This window comes from Cryobacterium sp. Y62 (assembly GCF_002929785.1).
Lineage (GTDB): Bacteria > Actinomycetota > Actinomycetes > Actinomycetales > Microbacteriaceae > Cryobacterium.
On sequence record NZ_PJJK01000117.1, the window covers coordinates 33,368 to 51,331 of the forward strand.

Consider the following 17,964-nt stretch of genomic DNA (forward strand, 5'->3'; position numbering starts at 1 on the left):
ATGACACGGTCGACCAATACATTTGACACCCTCGAATTGAAGAACGTCGGTCGCAGCTTCGGCGGCCAGAATGCGTTGGTCGACCTAAATCTCAGGGTTCGGGCGGGCGAATTCATCGCCCTGCTCGGACCGTCGGGATGCGGCAAGTCCACCGCACTCAACTGCCTCGCTGGCCTTCTCCCGCTCACCCACGGTGAGATCCTGATCGATGGCAAGCGGATCGACGTGCTGCCCTCCGAAAAGCGCGACTTCGGAATGGTCTTTCAGAACTATGCGCTCTTCCCCCACCTGTCCGTGGAGAAGAACATCGCGTTCGGTCTGCAAATGCGCAACCTACCCAAAGCGGAGGTCACCCGGCGAGTCGCCGACGGCCTCGCCCTCGTGAAGCTGCAAGATCAGGCGAAAAAGCGGCCGGGCCAGTTGTCGGGCGGCCAGCAGCAACGCGTCGCCATCGCTCGCGCCGTCGTGCTCGAACCACGCCTCGTGCTGATGGACGAGCCGCTCTCCAATCTCGATGCAAAGCTTCGTCTGGAGATGCGCACCGAGATCCGTCGCCTGCACCAGTCCCTCGGGCTCACCACAATCTACGTTACCCACGATCAGGAAGAAGCCCTTTCCCTCGCCGACCGGCTCGTGGTGCTGCGCGAGGGCCGCGTGCAACAGATCGGCACGCCCGAGCAGCTGCACAACAATCCCACCAACTGGCACGTTGCCGACTTCATGGGTTACCGCAACATTGTCGACCTCGAGGTCGAATCGGTCGTGGGAGACCTCGCCCGGGTAACAGGGCGTGGCATATCGATCATGGCGACCCTGGCCCAAACGGCGGCCGTCGGGGACACCGTTCGCGTAGCCATCCGTCCCTCCGATCTTGTCGTTACCGGGCCCGACACGCCATCCGGTCGGGACGCCATACAGGCCACCGTGAACGTCGTTGAGTACCAGGGGCGCGAATTTGCGGTCGAAGTCACGACCACCGAAGGCCAAAACCTGTACGTACACGCCTACACGGCGCTCCTCCCCGGCTCTACCGTGCGGCTCGCCGTCGATCCCTCCCGTGCCCTCGTCTACCGCTCGAGCCTCGACGGAGTCGCCGCGCCCCGGGAACTCTCGGCGGTGCGATGATGACATCAGCCACCCATACGGGCTCCCGCGCGCGCGGTTCGGCCAGCCTCAAGCACCGGCTGGCCGAACGCGGAGTCGACACGAAACTACTGTTGCTCGTGCCGGCCATCGTGTTCGCGCTGCTGCTGTTCGTGTACCCCTTCGCCTACGGCATCGGGCTCACCTTTCAGCCACTCGCGGCCACCCAAGAGCAGTGGGGCGGCGGATTCTTTGCCAACTATGTGGCGTTCTTCAAGGACGCGTTCATCTTTGACTCTGTCTGGATAACGCTGCGGCTCGCCCTCCCCGCCGCGCTGTTCAACGTGCTCGTGTCTATTCCGATCGCGTTCAAGCTCCGCAGTAAATTCCGCGGCAAGCGGATGCTGCAGACCCTGCTCGTGCTGCCCATCACGCTGGGCACCGTGCTCACCGCCCAGGGCCTGCTGATCTTCGCCGGGCGTCAGGGCTGGCTCAACCGGTTTTTGCTGGAAAACGGCATCATCGATCAGCCGCTCCAGCTCGTTAACAATTACCTGGGCGTTATGCTGTCACTGATTATCTCCGGCTTTCCCTTCGCGTATCTGCTGATCTCGTCGTATCTCTCCGGAATCGATCCCTCGCTCGAAGCGGCCGCGAAGACCCTCGGCGCCAACTGGAAGCAGCGCTTCCGGCGCATCACGCTGCCGCTGCTCGCGCCCGGACTGGCCACGACCTTCATTCTCACGTTCGTGCTCGCCTTCAGCGTGTTCCCGTCGGCGCGGCTCGTCGGTGACGCCTCGGGTGAAACCCGCGTGCTAGCGCTGATGGCCTACCGAGCGTTCTCGGAACAGCTGGACTACAGCATGGCCTCCACGATCGCCATCATGATGGGGGTGGTGGAGCTCATCGTGATCGCGTTCGTGTTCCTGGGCCGCTCCTTCCTTTATAAGGGTTCAACGGGAGGGAAGGGCTGATGTCCAACTCAAAGCTCACGGCCGCTCCACCCACCGAGGTGGTCAACATCGTCAAGAACCGCAACCGAGGCAAGCTGGCGCCCGGCGAGAAATCCCTCGCCGCTTCGCCCGGAACCTGGTTTGTCTGGTTCGGTATCGCCGCGTTCTTCATCTTTTTATTTGGCATCGTGCTCAGTGTGCTCGTGGACTCGCTCGGCAAGCCTTGGTTCAACACCTGGCTGCCGGAGACCTTTACCCTGGGCTGGTACCAGGAGTCCTGGGCCCGCTTCGACCTGACACATATCATCGGGGTGACGCTTCTGGTCGCCTTCTCTGTGATCATCATCTCGGTGATCATCGGCGTGCCGGCCTCCTATGTGCTCGCCCGCAGCAACTTTCCGGGTAAAAAGCTCGTGATGCTGCTGTTTCTGTTGCCCATTCTGATTCCGCCGATCACCTTCGGCATCCCGCTCGCGACCGTGATGTACAACTTCGGCCTCGGCCGGACGGTGCTCGCCGTCATTCTGGTGAACCTCGTGCCGTCGGTGCCGTTTGTGATCATCACGATGACGCCGTTCATCGAGCAGATCAACCCGGCCATCGAAAATGCCGCTCGCATGTGCGGGGCCAGCATGTTTCGGGTTTTCACCAGGATTCTGGCTCCGCTGCTGATTCCAGGAATCCTCGCCGCGAGCATCCTCGTTCTCGTTCGAACGGTCGGCATGTTCGACCTCACTTTTCTGGTGTCGGGACCCCGCTCGGACACCCTGGTCGTCGCCATTTACCGGGCCATGACGAGTGCCGGCGGTGGAGAGGCCCGACAGCTCATCTCCTCGATGGGCGTGATTTACACCGCGATGATGCTTCTGATTCTGATCATCGCCCTTCGTTTCATCAATCCCACTCAACTGGTGGCCCAAGTCAAGGACTCCCGTGAAGACTGACACGATACGTACGACTGACCGACTATCGCTTGAGACAATTTCCAGCGGATACCCGGGGGGAGCCATCGGGCCGCACGTCGACCCTGAAGTGCTCACGATCGGAATCGTGCACTTCGGAATTGGGGCATTCCACCGGGCACACCAGGCAGTATTCACCGAAGATGCAGCTGCGGCAACCGGTGACACTTGCTGGGGAATCCTCGGCGTCACCGGGCGCACCGATTCCGTGGTTCAGCAGCTGAAACCGCAGGACTGCCTCTACGGCGTGCTGCAGAAGGGGGCCTCCGAAACCTCGCTTCGCATCGTGGGTTCGGTTCGCGATGTGGCCTGGCCGGCGCGAGATTCGGAAAAAGTCGCCGCCTCGCTCGCGAGCGCCTCGACCCATATCGCGACGCTGACGATCACCGAAAAGGGCTACCTGAGCGCTGGCGACGGTATCGACCTGAACCTTCCGATCGTGCAACAGGACCTGGCCCTGATCGAGCGAGAGCTCCTCGACGAGGGCGACCTGCCGGCCTCCGGCAGTCCAATCGGGCTGCTCGTTCGCGGCCTGACCCGGCGTTTCCGCGCGGGTGGCCGACCGTTTACCGTGCTCTCCTGCGACAACCTCGTGAACAATGGCGCCTTGACCCGCACGTTGGTCTTCTCGCTGGTGGAAGCGCTCAAGCCGAGCGTCCGGCGAGACGAACTGCTCGCCTGGCTCGGGACATCCGTTTCTTTTCCCTCGAGCATGGTCGACCGCATCGCCCCCGCCACAACGCCAGCCGACCGCGCAGAGGCGCTCGGGCTGCTCGGACTGCTCGACGAAGCACTCGTGGTGGCCGAGCCCTTCACCCAATGGGTCATCGAAGACGACTTCGCCGGGCCGAGACCTGCCTGGGAGTTGGCCGGAGCGATCCTCACTGCGGACGTAACCCCCTATGAGCGCGCCAAACTGCGCATCCTCAACGCCACGCATACCCAACTCGCCTACCTCGGAGCCCTCAAGGGGCATGCAACCATCGCCCAGGCGATCGCCGACCCGGCGCTCCGGGCGGCAGCGCGCCGCACGATTGACGCGGATATCCTGCCGACCCTGGATGTACCCTTCGGGCTCAACCTCGACGATTACCGCGACAGCGTTCTTGACCGGTTCACGAACCCGAATCTGCCGCACACCACAATGCAGGTCGGCATGGACGGTTCGCAGAAGCTGCCTACGCGCATCCTCGGCACCGTCACCGACCGTCTCGTCGCCGGCCACACGCCCGAGGGGCTCGCTCTAACGGTAGCCGCCTGGATCTCGTTCGTCGCGTCGACCCTGGCAGCGGATGGCCCTACCCTCGACGACCCGCTCGCTGACCTGCTGCGGGAGGCCGCGGGGTCCGTCGACGCAGCGGTCACGGAGCCGACCGCCCTCGTGGACCGCTTCTTCGCCCTGGCCGAGGTTTTCCCGCCCGCCGTCAGCGCGTCTGCTGTGTTCCATGCTGCCGTCGTGGACCAGCTCGGTGAAGTGCAACGGCTCGTGCGCAGCATGGCCTGAGCCGCGGCCGAGTGTAACGCTGCGCGAGACGTCACACTCGGCCGTTAAACTCAACCTAGTTATTCTCGGCCGGATTGCCACCCATACGACGATTCTCGTCCAGCGCGTCGATCACGGCCATCTCATCCAAGTTGAGTTCGAAACCGAAGACATCGAGATTCTGGGCCATGCGCTCTCGCGAGTTTGACTTCGGGATCACGATGGTGCCAGTCTGCAGGTGCCAGCGCAGCACGACCTGCGCCGGCTGCACGTCATGCGCCTTCGCGGCGGCCTGAATTGTCGGCATTCCGAACAGGTCATATTTGCCCTGGCCGAGCGGTCCCCACGCCTCGGTGCGGATTCCGTGCTTCGCGTGGAATTCCCTCAGCTTGCGTTGTTGGAAGATCGGGTGCAACTCCACCTGATTCACCACGGGCACAATGTCCGTCTCGGCGAGCAGCTTCTCCAGGTGCGGGACGAGAAAGTTACTGACGCCGATCGACTTCGCCTGACCATCCGCTAGGAATGTCTCGAAGGCACGCCAGGTCTCGACGTAGAAACCGTTGGCCGGCATGGGCCAGTGGATCAAGTACAAGTCAAGGTAGTCGAGCTCTAGGGCGTCCAGGCTACGGGAGAACGCACCCTCCACGTCGCGCGCCTTATGGTGATCGTTTCGCAGCTTCGTCGTCAGGAAGATGTCCTCACGCGGTACCCGACCGCCAGAGCGTCTTCGACAACACGTTGCGTGTCCGCTGGATCGACGAGAAACACACCGAAACCCAGCTGCGGGATACTCACCGAGGAGTTGAGCTCAATCTGCGAAACTGCACTAGTCATATCGCGCTGTGTCTTCATACTCGGACTTTATCGGCCCACGACATTGGCGCCCAACAACTGAAATCGTAGACATTGAGCTATTTGACTACTGAATAGCCGTTCAACGGGCGACAGGTCGGCGCCGCTCGCCGAGGTGAAGCAGCTCGTGAGCCCCTCTGCCTGAGCCGCGGCGCGGGCTGCCGGAGAGGCCTGCACCGAGCGCGCACAGCCAGCTGCCCCTACTTGCAAGACTCGGCAGCCGGAGTGCGCCAGCTCGATGGCGCGGTCGCCTTCGGCCTGGCCGTCGGCGATCACAGCGGCATGGGAGACGACAATCTCTCCCCGTCGCGATGTCGTATTCCTCACTGAAGAACGGCGCGGGATTTAGAAGGCCGAAGTTCTCGCTGCGGACGAACCACTTCGGCGAATGGGAGCCCTCATCCAAGTGGCCGAGCAATATCACCTGGAGCCGATGCTGAGCAGCCAGATCGCGGTCGCCCGGTCTGGAATCCTGGGAACCGTACGAGAGGCATCCGTTTCGGTGTGTCATGACTATCACGGCATGAGCGTGCTGAGACGGATGCTCGGAATCGGCTTCGAGAACGCCACTATCACGGCGCAGGAGCGCGTTGCCCCGCTCGTGGCCGGCCCCACGAGGGCGGGCGACCCGCAGGGAGAACACCTGCTGACCGAGACCCACTCGAGCGCGCGGCTCGATTTCGGCGACCGTCTGGGGTGCTACGACTTCAGCTCCGACCAGTATCGGTCGTGGATTCGCTCCCACAGCGTGCTGGTTCGCGGCGAACGCGGCGAACTGCGCGACGAACGCGGCGAACACGTGCGCACGCTGGATCAGGGCGATTCGCCGTTGCATCGAAGGTTCGCCCGGGTAGCCGCCGGCGGCGCCGGCAACCACGAGGGGTAGTTTCTGCGCGGGCTCACTCTGGGCGACGAGTGGGCCTACGTGAACAAGTTTACCCCGGCCCGGCTGGCCGACGACGAGCTCTCGATCGCTGCCCTGCTCGCCGGCATGAGCGACTTTGTGAACGGTGGCCCCGAGATATATAGTCTCGCCGAGGCCGCGCAAGATCACTACCTTCAGCTCGCGATCAAGCACGCCATCGCCTCCGGGAAGCGTGTGCGCACCGAAACTCAGCCCTGGGCGACTAGCGCGTCGGGCCGGTCGCCACGACAAGTTCGTCATACGATCCGTTCAGTACGTCCGTGAAATCTACAGCGCGGCCCACCGTGGCCGAGACGTAGATGGCACGAACCAGGGCGAGAGCGGATGCCGCCTCCCGCACGCCAACGACCGGGTCCACTCCACTTCTGATGGCAGTAACTACATCGGCGTATTGGCGCTCGTGAGCCGACAGGAGATCATCGGCGCCACTGGTGTTTTCGGCAGACTCCCGCTCCCCTACCTCCTCTGCGGCCTGGTTGCCCCGCCCGGCCAGCCCATACGACGAGCCAGATTCCGGGTGATCCCCTGCGGCATGAAAGTAGGAGAGGCGATCGTTGTCAAGAACGGCAGAACCCCGATCGCCGTGCACCTGCAGCCTCGCGGTGAGGCCCGGGTAGGCGGCCGTAGTGCAGTGGATGACGGCGAGGGCACCGGATTCGAAGCGCACGGTGGCCACGGCAGTGTCCTCAACTTCGATGCGTTCGTGCGCCGAGAGCGCGGTGTAGGCGTGTACCTCGACCGGCGTGCCAAGAAACCACAGCAGCAGGTCGACGGTGTGCACGCCCTGGTTCATCACGGCACCACCACCGTCGAGGTCCCAGGTTCCGCGCCAGTCTCCTGAATCGTAGTAATCCTGGGCGCGCCACCACGCCAGCGACGCCACCGCCGATGTGACCCGGCCGAACCGACCGCTCTCGATGGCGCGCGATACCGCTACGCTGCCAGCGTCGAACCGGTGCTGGCTGATCACGGAGGTGACCTGACCGCGCAACCGGGCAGCATCCGCCGCACTCATCACAGCACGGGCACTGGCGAGGTCGACGTCAATCGGTTTCTCGATGACAACGTGCGCGCCGGCCTCGAGGGCTTGCACGGCGAGCGTGGCATGCAGCCCGCTGGGTGTGCAGATGGCCACGAGGTCGATCGTTTCGTGCACCAGGGCAGCAGCCAGATCGGTGTAGACCTCTGGCCGCGGATGCCCGGCGACCTGCGCCGAATCGGCGAGTGCAGTGCCCACCATTGGCAGCGGATCGACGACGACGACGAGTTCCAGGCCGGGATTGGCGGCGACGACGGTGGCGTGTTGTCGCCCGATGACGCCGCAGCCCACGATGGCCACGCGCAGAATCGGCGTGCTCACTTTGTGCCCACTCCGGCTTCCAACAGTATTCGATCGAAGGCCCGTCCGGCCACGCCGAACGCCACCGGTCCGGAAAATCCGCCGAGCTGGTGAGTGTCGGCGAGGTGCGGTTCGAGGGACGCGAACCCCTGGAAGCCGTCATCGCGAAGCGCATTGATCGTCTGCTGGACCTCGCCGTCGCCCTCGCCAGCCGGGGTGACCCGCTGGTCGTCCATGCGGGCGTCCTTCACCTGCAGGTACTCGAGGTAAGGCCGGAGTTTGGCATAACCCTCGGTGAACGGCTTGATGCCGACCTGCACGAAGTTGGCGGCGTCCCACGCGAGCCGGAGTGCCGGGGAGTTCACGCTTTGCACGATATCGAGCACCCGGTCAGGAATGTCACCGAAGATGTCCTTCTCGTTTTCGTGCAGCAGGATTACCCCGCTCTTCTCTGCCTCGTGCGCAAGGGCGCGCATATGCACCATCACGGCGTCGCGGATGGATTCTGGCGTGGCTCCCCTGGAACGATAGAAGGAGAAGATGCGGATGTAACGGGTGCCAAGTACCTGCGCGGCGCGGATGGCACGTTTCAGCCGAGCTACCTCGACGGCCACGGGCTCGGTCACGTCGACTTTGCCGATGGGAGACGCAATGGCCGAGACGCCCATTCCGCTGTCACGCAGAATCGTGTCCAGGCGCGCAAGGTCCGCCTCGCTCAGGTCCACGATGTTGGTGCCCCAGGCGCTCCGCACCTCGATATGGCGGGCTCCAAGCGCCTGCAGCACGGCGATTTGCACGACCGGATCCGGGCTGATCTCATCGCCGAATCCGGAAAGAGTCCACTGCGTTGTCTCTGCAGTCACGGTCAAGCCTCACTTAAATGTTGGGTTGAGCAAGAAAAACGGTAGGCGGACGCCAGCCGAACAAGTCATCAACGATCTCCGCCGTGCTGAATCACTCACGACTCTTCAACGATTCGTCGTCCAGGGCGCGCCGAGCTCGGCGAAGGTGCGGTGCTCGTTCCCGGCCCGTCCCACCCACTGTTCGATATCGCGCACCACAGCGTGGGCGTCGCCCCCCTCGCCGACCCAGACAACGGATGCCTCCGGCATCCGTTTCGGATCCGGCGCACGACGCACGGCGTCGAGCACCACGGTGAAGCCTTCCGTATCCGCGAAATCGCAAACGAGCGATCCCCCGGCGCCTCGCCGGTGCGCTACGAGGTCATCGAGCAGCCTCGCACGGTCATGCGCGGTGGTGGTCGGGTCGCGATCGTCGAGGAAAACCTGAACCAGGTCGAGCGTATAGTAAAACACGATGCGACCCGCCGTGCCCTGCACCGTCACAGAAGGCTCGGAGCGTTCGGCTGCACAGAGTGTCAGTGCGAGCGTCACAGGTAGTCCTGACGTGGTGCGGATACGCACGACGGAGGTGTCGTCGGCGTCGATGTCATTGGCCCGGTATTGGTCGAGGTCGACGGATGCGACCTGGCTGGCCCGAGTCGCCCCAGCGAGCGCGAGGGCGGTCGCCACTGCATGGGCCAGTGGGTTGGTCACGACTCCGTCGACGACCTCGATGCCGTTCAGCACGCGCTTGCCGGCCCAGGCCGCGCGCCGCCAGTAGTCCCGGGTTCGCACCCAGCATCCGCTCGCGCTGACGCCAACGACCTCGCCGATTTCGCCAGCCGCGATCCGCTCACGAATGGCGGCTATCGCGTGCGAGCCGAGGCTTTGAAAGCCAACCTGGCAGAGTCGGCCGGTCGAGCGGATCAGCTCGGCGAGCTCGCTGAATTCCTGCAGTGAGCGCACGGGTGGTTTCTCGAGGAGAACGTCCGCACCGGATTCGAGGGCGAGTGCGGTGAGCTCAAAGTGGGTGTGGATGGGCGTGCAGAGCACGACGACATCAACGCTGACCTCGGCCAAAAGGTCGGCGAGGGAGGTGAACTCGCGCACGCTCGCGTCGAAGGTGCCGGGCTGTGCCGGACGCAGATCAGCGACCGCGACCAGCACGGCCTCGCCCGTGCCCTGCAGGTGTTGGGCACGCACCACGTGGGAGTGGCCGTGGCCATGAATGCCCACGATCGCCAGACGCACGGGATTGGTGCTGCCTGGCTCACTCATGCGCGCCGCTCTTCGCCAAGGCCAGCAACGCCGCGGCATCCGATTCATCTTCGACCCATCGATCGAGCACGATGCCGCGCAGGCTCGTGGTCAGGGCGCCGCCGTACTCAATCACCAGGCGCTCGTTTGGCGCGAGCATGGGGCCGCCGCCCACATATTCGGTGGCTCGCAGAAACCAGGGCCGAATTGTTGTCGCCGGCTGGCTCAGCAGCAGGCCGATTCGCTGCCCGGCATCATTCTGGTTGATGGCGATCCAGGGTGACTGGGATTGGTGTGCTCGGTCTTCGCCGGCGCCGTCGATGCTCAGGATGTGGTTCTGCTCGCGCGTGGGCAGTCGCCAGAAGATTCCGCCATAGCCGGCGCCGAGCCGGCCGTTGGTGGCCGGTGAACCGAGGGAGACGGTGCGTTCCGTGGCCCGCAGCACACTGGTCCAGGTGAGGGCCCACGCGTCGCCGCACGGGAGCAGTCGCGCGTCAATCGTTCGTGATTCGGTGAGCTGTCGACCTCCTCGTTCATTGCGCCAGAGCAGCTCCTCCGTCAGCACCCCGCCGACTGCGGCGCGGGACAGACCCTCTTGCTTTCCGTGGTTCGCGAGCAGAGTCGACCCGTGGTCGCGCACGAAAGTGCTTCCGCCCCAGTACGACGTTCCATCCACGTCGGGCACCGCGAGGGAGACGCCGAAGTGGTGTCGATGATCTGCAGGGGCCGTCTCGGACATCAGACGGCCACCTAACGTACCGACCGGGTGAAGGAACGGGCGAGGTGAATCTTGCGGTGCCATCCCGGCGGCGGTTCGGTATTCAGCGACGGGCCGGCCGAGGAGGCTGAGGCAGTGCCCGCCGAGCTCGAGTGACCAGAGGGGTGCCGGAGCGGCAGCGTCGCGAGTCTGGGCGTCCGTTGCCTGCGTGTTAGACAAGGACTCGACCGAATTCAAGTTCCTGAATGCTCACGGGCAGGCCGGTCTCAAGGGACTTGTTGCCTGCGATTCCCACCGACACCGCGCGTACTCCATCGAGAAAGCCGGCCGGTCGGTCGAGGGCGTCGCTCGTAACCCGGCCAAACACGTCGGAGAGCATCTGTTCGTCACCCCCACCGTGAGCGCCGGCACCCTCGGGGATGGGCACGATGACGGCCGATTCCCAGTGCCGCTGCACCGTCAGCGTCTCAGACGCCGGACGCACATCGTTGTCAATGCTCGCACCCGGCTGCGCGCTCGGATCGAGAATCACGGCACCATCCGCATCGATCAGGGCCGCGCCGCGTTCGACCACCGAAAGCTCGGCCCGCCCCTGAGTACCGTTGACGACGACCCGATACCCCTCCCAGGGGCTGTGGGCATTGAGCGAGTAACTCATGGTCGCCCCCGAGTCATAATCAACCACGAGGGCGAGGTTGTCTTCGATCGTGATTCCGCTGTCGAAGACAGAACGGTCGCGCAGGTACCCGTCCACATGTTCGGCGTCGAGGTAGAGCGCCTTGAGCCGCTCGTCTCGGGTCAGGTCGAGGGCGAACGGGTCGTGCTCGGCATGCCCGGTGCCGCGCTCGGGTGACGCCGCCAGCCCTCGCGCCGCGGCATTATCCGCACCGTAGAACCGCAGCCCGCCGCTCGCGTAGACGCGGGTAGGGACGGCCGCGATCCACCAGTTCACCAGATCGAAATGATGGCTCGCCTTGTGGATGAGCAGGCCGCCCGATTTGGTCTTGTCCCGGTGCCAGCGACGGAAATAGTCAGCGCCGTGCACGGTGTCGAGCACCCATTCGAAGTGCACCGACGTGACGTCGCCGATCCGCCCTCCCGCGATGACCTCTTTCAGTGCGCTGTTACGTGGGCTGTAGCGATAGTTGAACGTCGTCAGTACCTGCTGGCCGCTCTCGGCGAGCGCGGACTCGATCTGGCGAACGCCGACCGCGTTGATCGTGAGCGGTTTCTCGACGACCACGTCGACACCGGCCAGGAGACACCGCGAGACGATCTCGGCGTGGGTGAAGTCGGGCGTCGTGACAATGACCCGGTCGAGTTTCTCGTGGGAAATCATCCGCTCGATCTCGTCGGCACCATATCGAGTGGGCAGCGGATGCCCAGCCGCACGCAGCCGCTCCTCGTAATAGTCGACGCGCACCGAGTTCGTGTCACTCCAGGCCACGAGCTGGCCAGCCAGGGAATGAGTGCCGGCGAGCGCATCAATGTACATCTGGGCGCGGTGGCCGGTTCCGATGAGGCCGTATCGTTCGGTGCGTGCTGCGTGAGGCATGTGCTTCTTCCTTGGGTATCGATCAGGATTGGTCGAACCCGGACTATCCGGCAGCGACCGCACTCTTGAGAGCTGCGACGAAGCCTTCGGCGGCCTGGGCGGGGGTGGCCTGCCCGAACAGAACCTGTTCGGTGAATGGCGATAGCAATCCCTCCATGGCGCTGGCCCCGGCGGGAGTGACGGATTCAACCTCACCGATGTCGTCGGCCAGATTGTCTAAGAACTCCACCACGGCAACGTCGTTCGGGGAGAGATTCGCCTTGATGTGCTCCCGGATCTTCTCATTGGCCGGTACGCCACGCTCGGTGAGCATGATGTCTCCCGCGGTTTCGCTGTTGGCGAGGTAGTCAAGAAAGAGCGCAGCTTCGGCGGGATGTTCGGTGCGGCTCGACACCGACCAGAACATGCTCGTCTTGTAATATGCGGAACCGTCGGCGCCGCCATCCGGTGTCGGCACGCGCATGATCTGAAGCGGCGCGCCGCTCGAATCCGCGAGGGCGGTCAATTGGCTATTCCACCATGTGCCCATGCCTGCGCGATTGGTCGCCGTCATCGATTCGGCCTGACCCGCAGTGAGCTTCTCTACGACAGTTGAAGCCGGAGGCATGACACCTTCGTCGACCATGGCGAGCATGTACTCGTACCAGTCCTGTACGGCTTCCGTCTTAATGGAAACTTCACCGTCCGTGTAGAGCGAGTCTCCGGCCTGGCGCGCCCAGGTGCGCAGGCTCCCGTCCTCGAAGCCCCAGGTCTGCACTCCGAAAACATCTCCACCGCCGCCCGCTGAGATTTGGGCGCCAAGCTGTTTGAAGTCGTCCCAGGTCCAATTTTCATCGTCCGGCAGAGGGACACCGGCCTGTTCGAATAGGTCAGGATTCACCATGATGGCCTGGCTGTTGAGTGCAGTCGGGATGCCATAGCGCCCGCCGTCGATCTCCCCAGTTGCGAGGGCAGACTCCGGAAACTCCGACAGGTCAATCGCGTCGCCCGTGGTGTCCAAGTCGAGAAGCGCGCCGCGTTCCCCGTAGGTCGCGATGTACTTCTCATCCATCTGCATAATGTCCGGCGTGTCGTTCGCGGCTGTAGCGGTCGCGAGTTTGTCCCAGTATCCTGCCCAGTCACTGAGCTGGCCCTCGATAGTGATGTTGGGGCATTCCGCTTCAAAGGCCGCGATTACCTCATTTGTTGCTGCGGTACGCAGGTCATTGCCCCACCAAGTGAAGCTCAGTGTGACCGGCTCATCCGACAGCGTCGCTGCGTCAGACCCGACTCCGCTGCTGGCGCACGCCGACAGCAGCAGGGCAGTTGTGGCGGCGAGGGCGACGAACACGGTGGTCTTCGCGGTACAACGGTTGACTCTCAAGGTGAAACCTTTCAATGCGAATCGGGAGCGGTTGTTGCTAGGCAGCTGCGATGGACGCTGACAGATCCTTAATGAAGCCCTCGGCCGCCTGGGCGGGAGTTGCCTGACCGAACAGGACCTGCTCGGTGTACTGCTTGAGCAAGGAGTCGACTGCGCTTCCGCCGGGCGGGGTCAGCGCCGGTGCGTCTCCGACGACGTCGGCCAGGTCGTCGAGGAACGCCACGACGGCTTTGTCGGTTTCGGAGAGGTTCGGCTCAATGTAGGCGCGGATCTTCTCGTTCGCCGACACGCCGCGGTCAGTGCCCAGAAGGTCGGCTGCTTCCTCGGTGTTCAGCATGTAGTCGAGGAACAATGCCGCCTCGGCTGGGTACTCCGTGCGGCTCGACACCGACCAGTACATGGACGGCTTGTAGTATGCCGATCCCTCTTCCGCATCGGCCGTTGTCGGAATGCGCAGGAGTTCCATGGGCGTCCCGCTGGCATCCGTCAGAGCCGTGAGCTGGCTGTTCCACCACGGACCGAAGGCTGCGGTGTTCGTTGCCGTGAAAGACTCGGCGAGACCAGCGTTCTGCTTTTCAACCGTGCTCGACGGCGGCGGCGTCACGCCCGATGTCGTCATGCCCTTTAAGTACGTCCACCACTCCGTCAAAGTTTCGACCGAGACGCTGACCTCGCCTTCATCGTTGTAGAGGTCTTCGCCGTGCTGTCGTGCGAAGTTCTTCAGGTCGCCGTCGCTGAATCCCCAGGACTGCACTCCGAACACGTTTCCGCCACCCGATGCTGACACAGCAGCGCCGGCCTCAGAGAGGTCATCCCAGGTCCACGACTCGTCGTCGGGCATCGCCACACCGGCGGCCGCCAATAACACCGGGTTCGCCATCATGGAGTAACTCGTGAGGCCGACGGGAATGCCGTACAGGGCCCCATCCATCGTTCCTGTGGAAATTGCCGAGTCGGGAAATTCGGACAGGTCGATGGCATCGCCAAGTTCGTTCAGGGCGAGGAGTGCGCCGCGCCCCCCGTAGGTGCTAATGTACTTTTCGTCCATCTGGATGATGTCCGGGGAATCGTTAGCGGCCGTCTCTGTCGCCAGCTTGTCCCAGTACCCGCCGAAGTCGGTGAACTGCGGCTGAATGGTGATGTTGGGATACTCCGCTTCGAAAGCCGCGATGACGTCTTCAGTCGCAGCCGTGCGCACATCGTTGCCCCACCACGTGAAGCGGAGGGTGACTGGGTCTTCGGAAAGCTCGGCCGTGGGTGGCGTGCTCCCTCCGCCTGCGCAGGCGGACAGCGCCAATGCTGCCGCAGCGGCGATCCCTATCAGACCGGTCGCCTTGCGTCCGACTCGAGTGCCTCTCATTGTGTTTCCTTTCATGGGATTACTTGCCCCCGGTTGTTGAAATACCGGCAATCAGGAATCGCTGGCCAAACAGGAAGATCAGGAAGATGGGAATTAGCGACACCACGCTCATCGCGAAGAGCGGACCCCAGGACGTGGCCGACGTCGCGTCCATGAACGCGCGCAGCGCGAGCGGAACGGTGTACATCTCCGGTTTCGTCAGATACAGAAGCTGGCTGAAGAAGTCGTTCCAGGTCCAGATGAAGGTGAAGATAGCCGTTGTGGCCAACGCCGGCGTCATGAGCGGCAGCATGATCTGCGCAAAGATACGCGGATGCCCACAGCCATCCAATCGTGCCGCCTCATCGAGTTCTCGAGGGATGCCTCGAATGAACTGCACCATCAGAAAGACAAAGAATGCGTCCGTCGCCAGGATTTTCGGCAGAATTAGCGGGATGAAGGTATTTACCCAGCCCAGCTGGCTGAACATGATGTACTGCGGCACGATAATCACGTGAATCGGAAGCATGATCGTGGTGAGCATCACGACGAACCACCCCCGCTTACCGGAGAATTTCAGCCGGGCGAAGGCGTACGCCGCCATCGAGCACGAGACCAGATTTCCCACGATGCAGCCCACCACGACTAGGGTGGAATTCAGTAGGAAGACGCTGAACGGGCTCGAGAGTGTCGTCCAGCCGTCGGAATAGTTGCTGAACTCGAGGTTGCTGATCACGAGGCCCGGATTGCGGAAGATCTCGTCGGTCGGTCGCAGGGAACTGACCACCAGCCACAGCACCGGATAGAGCATGACTAGACCGGTCAGCGTGAGCATGATGTGCTTGAGCACCGCCTTGCGGGTGCTTCGGCCGCTCGCCCGCTTGAGCGCCTTCCGATTGCCGCGGGCAACTGGCCCCGAGCGAACGTCCGGGAGATGCTTGGCCTGGTCTGCAGCGGGACGGGTCTGTGTGTCAGTCATCGTAGAACACCCAATACTTTGAGGCCCAAAAATTGATCGCGGTGAACACACCGATGATCAGGAGCAGGAACCAGGCCATCGCCGAGGCGTAACCCATGTCGAAATTCGCGAATCCCCTGTTATAGAGGTACAGGGTGTAGAAGAGCGTCGAATCAGCGGGGCCGCCGTTACCCCCGGAAATGATGAACGCCTGCGTGAATGATTGGAACGCGTGGATAATCTGCAGGACGAGATTGAAAAAGATGATGGGCGTGAGCAGCGGCAAGGTGATCCGAAGGAATCGCTGCCATTTGCTCGCGCCGTCGACCTCAGCGGCCTCAAGGTACATTTGCGGCACTTGGCGCAGACCGGCGAGGAAGATGACCATCGGTGCTCCGAAAGTCCAAACGTTGAGGATGATCAGAGTAGACAGCGCCGTGGACGGGTCGGAGATCCACCCGTGCCCCTCTGCCCCAAAGAGCCCGATGAACACGTTCACGAGTCCTTGCGTACCGAATACCTGTTTCCAGAGCACGGCAATTGCCACGCTGGAGCCGAGCAGTGACGGCAGGTAGAACACGGAACGATAGAACGACAGACCTCGAAGACCACGGTTCAGGACGACGGCAAGCGCCAGGGCCAGCCCCAGCTGCACGGGCACTGAAACGAACACATAGACGAACGTGACGCCGAGGGAGTTATGGAGTCGTTCGTCTCCCAGCATCCGCTCGAAATTGCCGAAGCCGATGATTTCCGGCGGCTGCAACAAGTTGTATTTGGTGAAGGAGAGATAAAGCGAGGCGAGCATGGGACCCACAGTGATAATCGCGAGTCCTAGAAACCAGGGCAGCAGAAACAGGTACGCAGCCTTGTTCTCGTTCTTCTCCTTCGAACTACCAGCGACCTTCCTGTGGCCGATCGTGCGCAGCTCACCCAGGGCGCTCATGCGGAGCTTCCTCGGGAAAGCCGTTGTGTGTACCCGCGGATGTCGTGGGTCGTAATGCGATGCACCGGCGCACCTCCTTGGCAATCGTCTTTGATGTCCGAATTGGGAAAGCGTTATCCGTCTCCTGCTACTTGTTTATCATCAGTTCCCGCTTGGCGCAAACAAATTGCCGAACCCCGGCCCATTTTTCTCGCAGAACGGGCAATAATTCTCCCTACCGAGTTGGCCAAGGCTAGCGAGCCGCGCGACAATTTCGGAATAGGCTTTCCATAACATCCGCACGCTGCGGGGGAGACCGGAGGACGAACCAATGAATAGTCGACCCAGCGCATCACCCGCCACACTGCAGGACGTCGCTCGCGAGGCTGGCGTGTCTCTCGCGACAGCATCCCGCTCTCTCAACGGCAGCGTGCGCAAAGTGCACGACGATTACCGGCAGCGCGTGCTCGAGGCCGCAGCGCGCCTGAACTACAGTCCCAACCTTTCCGCACAGGCCGTGGCAAAGGGTGCTTCTTCCACCGTTGCCCTCCTGGTCAGCGACATTGCGGACCCCTACTTTTCCTCCATCGCTGCGGGGGTGATCCGCGCCGCGGAGGCGAAGGGCCTCATCGTCACCATGGCGGCAACGGCACGCAGCAGCGTACGGGAACTGGAGTTGGTGCGAGCCTTGCGCGGGCAACGTCCTCAGGTGATCATTTTGACCGGCAGCCGACTGGAGGGGCCGCCTGCGCACGATGCTCTGGTCGCGGAATTGCAGGCATTCATCAACACGGGTGGGCGCGTCGTGTTGATCAGTCAGCGCGAACTGCCCTTCAGTACCGTCGTCGTCGACAACTACCTGGGCGCTCGAGCGTTGGCCAACAGCCTCGTTGAGCAGGGATATCGCCGATTCGCTGCCATCGGTGGGGCGCGCGCCCTCATGACATCGACCGATCGGTTGTCGGGATTTGCCGACGGCCTCGCCGAACACGGAATTGCCATTCACCCCAACCACGTCGCCAGGGCCGAGTTCACGCGCGACGGCGGCTACACTGCGGGCCAGCACCTTCTGGCCACCGGAATCACAGGCGTTCAGTTGGTCTTCGCCGTAAACGATGTTATGGCTATCGGGGCGATGTCAGCTTTTCGGGACGGCGGTTTGGCCGTTCCTGAATCAATCGCAGTGGCTGGATTTGACGACATCTCCACTGCACGAGACGTCACGCCAGCACTGACCACCGTTCGCGTCCCCTTGGAGGAACTGGGCTCCCGCGCCGTCGAGCTTGCCTTTTCCGAGTCAGATTCGCCGGCTAACGACGTCGTCACCGTGGGCACGACGGTCGTTCTGCGCGAAAGCTCGCCCGCGATCTGACGACGGCCGGCGCACCACCCTCGTCTCTTGACATC

16 protein-coding genes and 1 pseudogene are annotated in these 17,964 nt (G+C 63.0%); 7 read left to right on the plus strand and 10 right to left on the minus strand.

The window, feature by feature from the left end:
• The 4 genes from CXY71_RS15950 to CXY71_RS15965 are packed head-to-tail and all read left to right on the plus strand — an operon-like array spanning position 1 to position 4,502.
• The gene (locus CXY71_RS15950) at positions 1-1,125 is read left to right on the plus strand and encodes an ABC transporter ATP-binding protein (protein ID WP_104137550.1); all 1,125 of its coding nucleotides are present in this window, start codon (positions 1-3) and stop codon (positions 1,123-1,125) included.
• On the plus strand, positions 1,122-2,057 hold the full coding sequence (locus CXY71_RS15955; protein ID WP_233204674.1) for an ABC transporter permease: 936 nt from the start codon (positions 1,122-1,124) through the stop codon (positions 2,055-2,057). Before CXY71_RS15950 ends, CXY71_RS15955 begins: the two co-directional genes overlap by 4 nt.
• Positions 2,057-2,980 carry an ABC transporter permease gene (locus tag CXY71_RS15960; RefSeq protein WP_104137552.1) on the plus strand — a complete coding sequence of 308 codons (924 nt, stop codon included), beginning with the start codon at positions 2,057-2,059 and terminating at the stop codon, positions 2,978-2,980. Before CXY71_RS15955 ends, CXY71_RS15960 begins: the two co-directional genes overlap by 1 nt.
• Positions 2,970-4,502, plus strand: coding sequence for a mannitol dehydrogenase family protein (locus CXY71_RS15965; protein WP_233204675.1), 1,533 nt, complete (start codon positions 2,970-2,972; stop codon positions 4,500-4,502). Before CXY71_RS15960 ends, CXY71_RS15965 begins: the two co-directional genes overlap by 11 nt.
• Before the next feature lie 55 nt (positions 4,503-4,557).
• Here the strand turns inward: CXY71_RS15965 and CXY71_RS15970 are convergent.
• Positions 4,558-5,318: pseudogene (locus CXY71_RS15970) on the minus strand (aldo/keto reductase).
• Between the two features lie 406 nt (positions 5,319-5,724).
• Here CXY71_RS15970 and CXY71_RS15975 point away from each other — a divergent pair.
• Both CXY71_RS15975 and CXY71_RS20765 read left to right on the plus strand, forming a co-directional pair.
• Entirely contained in the window at positions 5,725-6,222 is a 498-nt protein-coding gene (locus CXY71_RS15975) for a hypothetical protein (RefSeq protein WP_104137555.1), read from the plus strand.
• A gap of 39 nt (positions 6,223-6,261) precedes the next feature.
• Positions 6,262-6,525, plus strand: a complete 264-nt coding sequence (locus tag CXY71_RS20765; RefSeq protein ID WP_146071788.1) for a hypothetical protein — start codon at positions 6,262-6,264, stop codon at positions 6,523-6,525.
• Here the strand turns inward: CXY71_RS20765 and CXY71_RS15980 are convergent.
• The 9 genes from CXY71_RS15980 to CXY71_RS16020 form a co-directional block, all read right to left on the minus strand.
• Positions 6,464-7,621: a Gfo/Idh/MocA family protein gene (locus CXY71_RS15980; RefSeq protein WP_104137558.1), complete on the minus strand. Its 1,158-nt coding sequence runs from the start codon at positions 7,619-7,621 to the stop codon at positions 6,464-6,466. The genes CXY71_RS20765 and CXY71_RS15980 overlap by 62 nt on opposite strands.
• Entirely contained in the window at positions 7,618-8,469 is an 852-nt protein-coding gene (locus CXY71_RS15985) for a sugar phosphate isomerase/epimerase (protein ID WP_104137562.1), read from the minus strand. Before CXY71_RS15985 ends, CXY71_RS15980 begins: the two co-directional genes overlap by 4 nt.
• 99 nt (positions 8,470-8,568) lie before the next feature.
• Positions 8,569-9,720 (minus strand): Gfo/Idh/MocA family protein, encoded by a 1,152-nt coding sequence (locus tag CXY71_RS15990; protein WP_104137565.1) that lies wholly within the window; start codon positions 9,718-9,720, stop codon positions 8,569-8,571.
• Entirely contained in the window at positions 9,713-10,636 is a 924-nt protein-coding gene (locus CXY71_RS15995; protein WP_104137568.1) for a PmoA family protein, read from the minus strand. Before CXY71_RS15995 ends, CXY71_RS15990 begins: the two co-directional genes overlap by 8 nt.
• Positions 10,629-11,972 carry a Gfo/Idh/MocA family protein gene (locus CXY71_RS16000; protein WP_104137571.1) on the minus strand — a complete coding sequence of 448 codons (1,344 nt, stop codon included), beginning with the start codon at positions 11,970-11,972 and terminating at the stop codon, positions 10,629-10,631. Before CXY71_RS16000 ends, CXY71_RS15995 begins: the two co-directional genes overlap by 8 nt.
• Positions 11,973-12,015: 43 nt before the next feature.
• Complete coding sequence (locus CXY71_RS16005; RefSeq protein ID WP_233204676.1) at positions 12,016-13,335, minus strand: ABC transporter substrate-binding protein; 1,320 nt, start codon at positions 13,333-13,335, stop codon at positions 12,016-12,018.
• A 37-nt stretch (positions 13,336-13,372) separates the two neighbouring features.
• Positions 13,373-14,695 (minus strand): ABC transporter substrate-binding protein, encoded by a 1,323-nt coding sequence (locus CXY71_RS16010; protein ID WP_104137577.1) that lies wholly within the window; start codon positions 14,693-14,695, stop codon positions 13,373-13,375.
• 19 nt (positions 14,696-14,714) lie between these two features.
• Entirely contained in the window at positions 14,715-15,653 is a 939-nt protein-coding gene (locus tag CXY71_RS16015) for a carbohydrate ABC transporter permease (protein ID WP_104137580.1), read from the minus strand.
• Positions 15,646-16,578 carry a carbohydrate ABC transporter permease gene (locus CXY71_RS16020; RefSeq protein ID WP_104137583.1) on the minus strand — a complete coding sequence of 311 codons (933 nt, stop codon included), beginning with the start codon at positions 16,576-16,578 and terminating at the stop codon, positions 15,646-15,648. Before CXY71_RS16020 ends, CXY71_RS16015 begins: the two co-directional genes overlap by 8 nt.
• A 310-nt stretch (positions 16,579-16,888) precedes the next feature.
• On the opposite strand from CXY71_RS16020, the gene CXY71_RS16025 reads away from it, so the two are divergent.
• Positions 16,889-17,929 carry a LacI family DNA-binding transcriptional regulator gene (locus CXY71_RS16025; RefSeq protein ID WP_104137586.1) on the plus strand — a complete coding sequence of 347 codons (1,041 nt, stop codon included), beginning with the start codon at positions 16,889-16,891 and terminating at the stop codon, positions 17,927-17,929.
• The last annotated feature ends 35 nt before the right edge of the window (positions 17,930-17,964 follow it).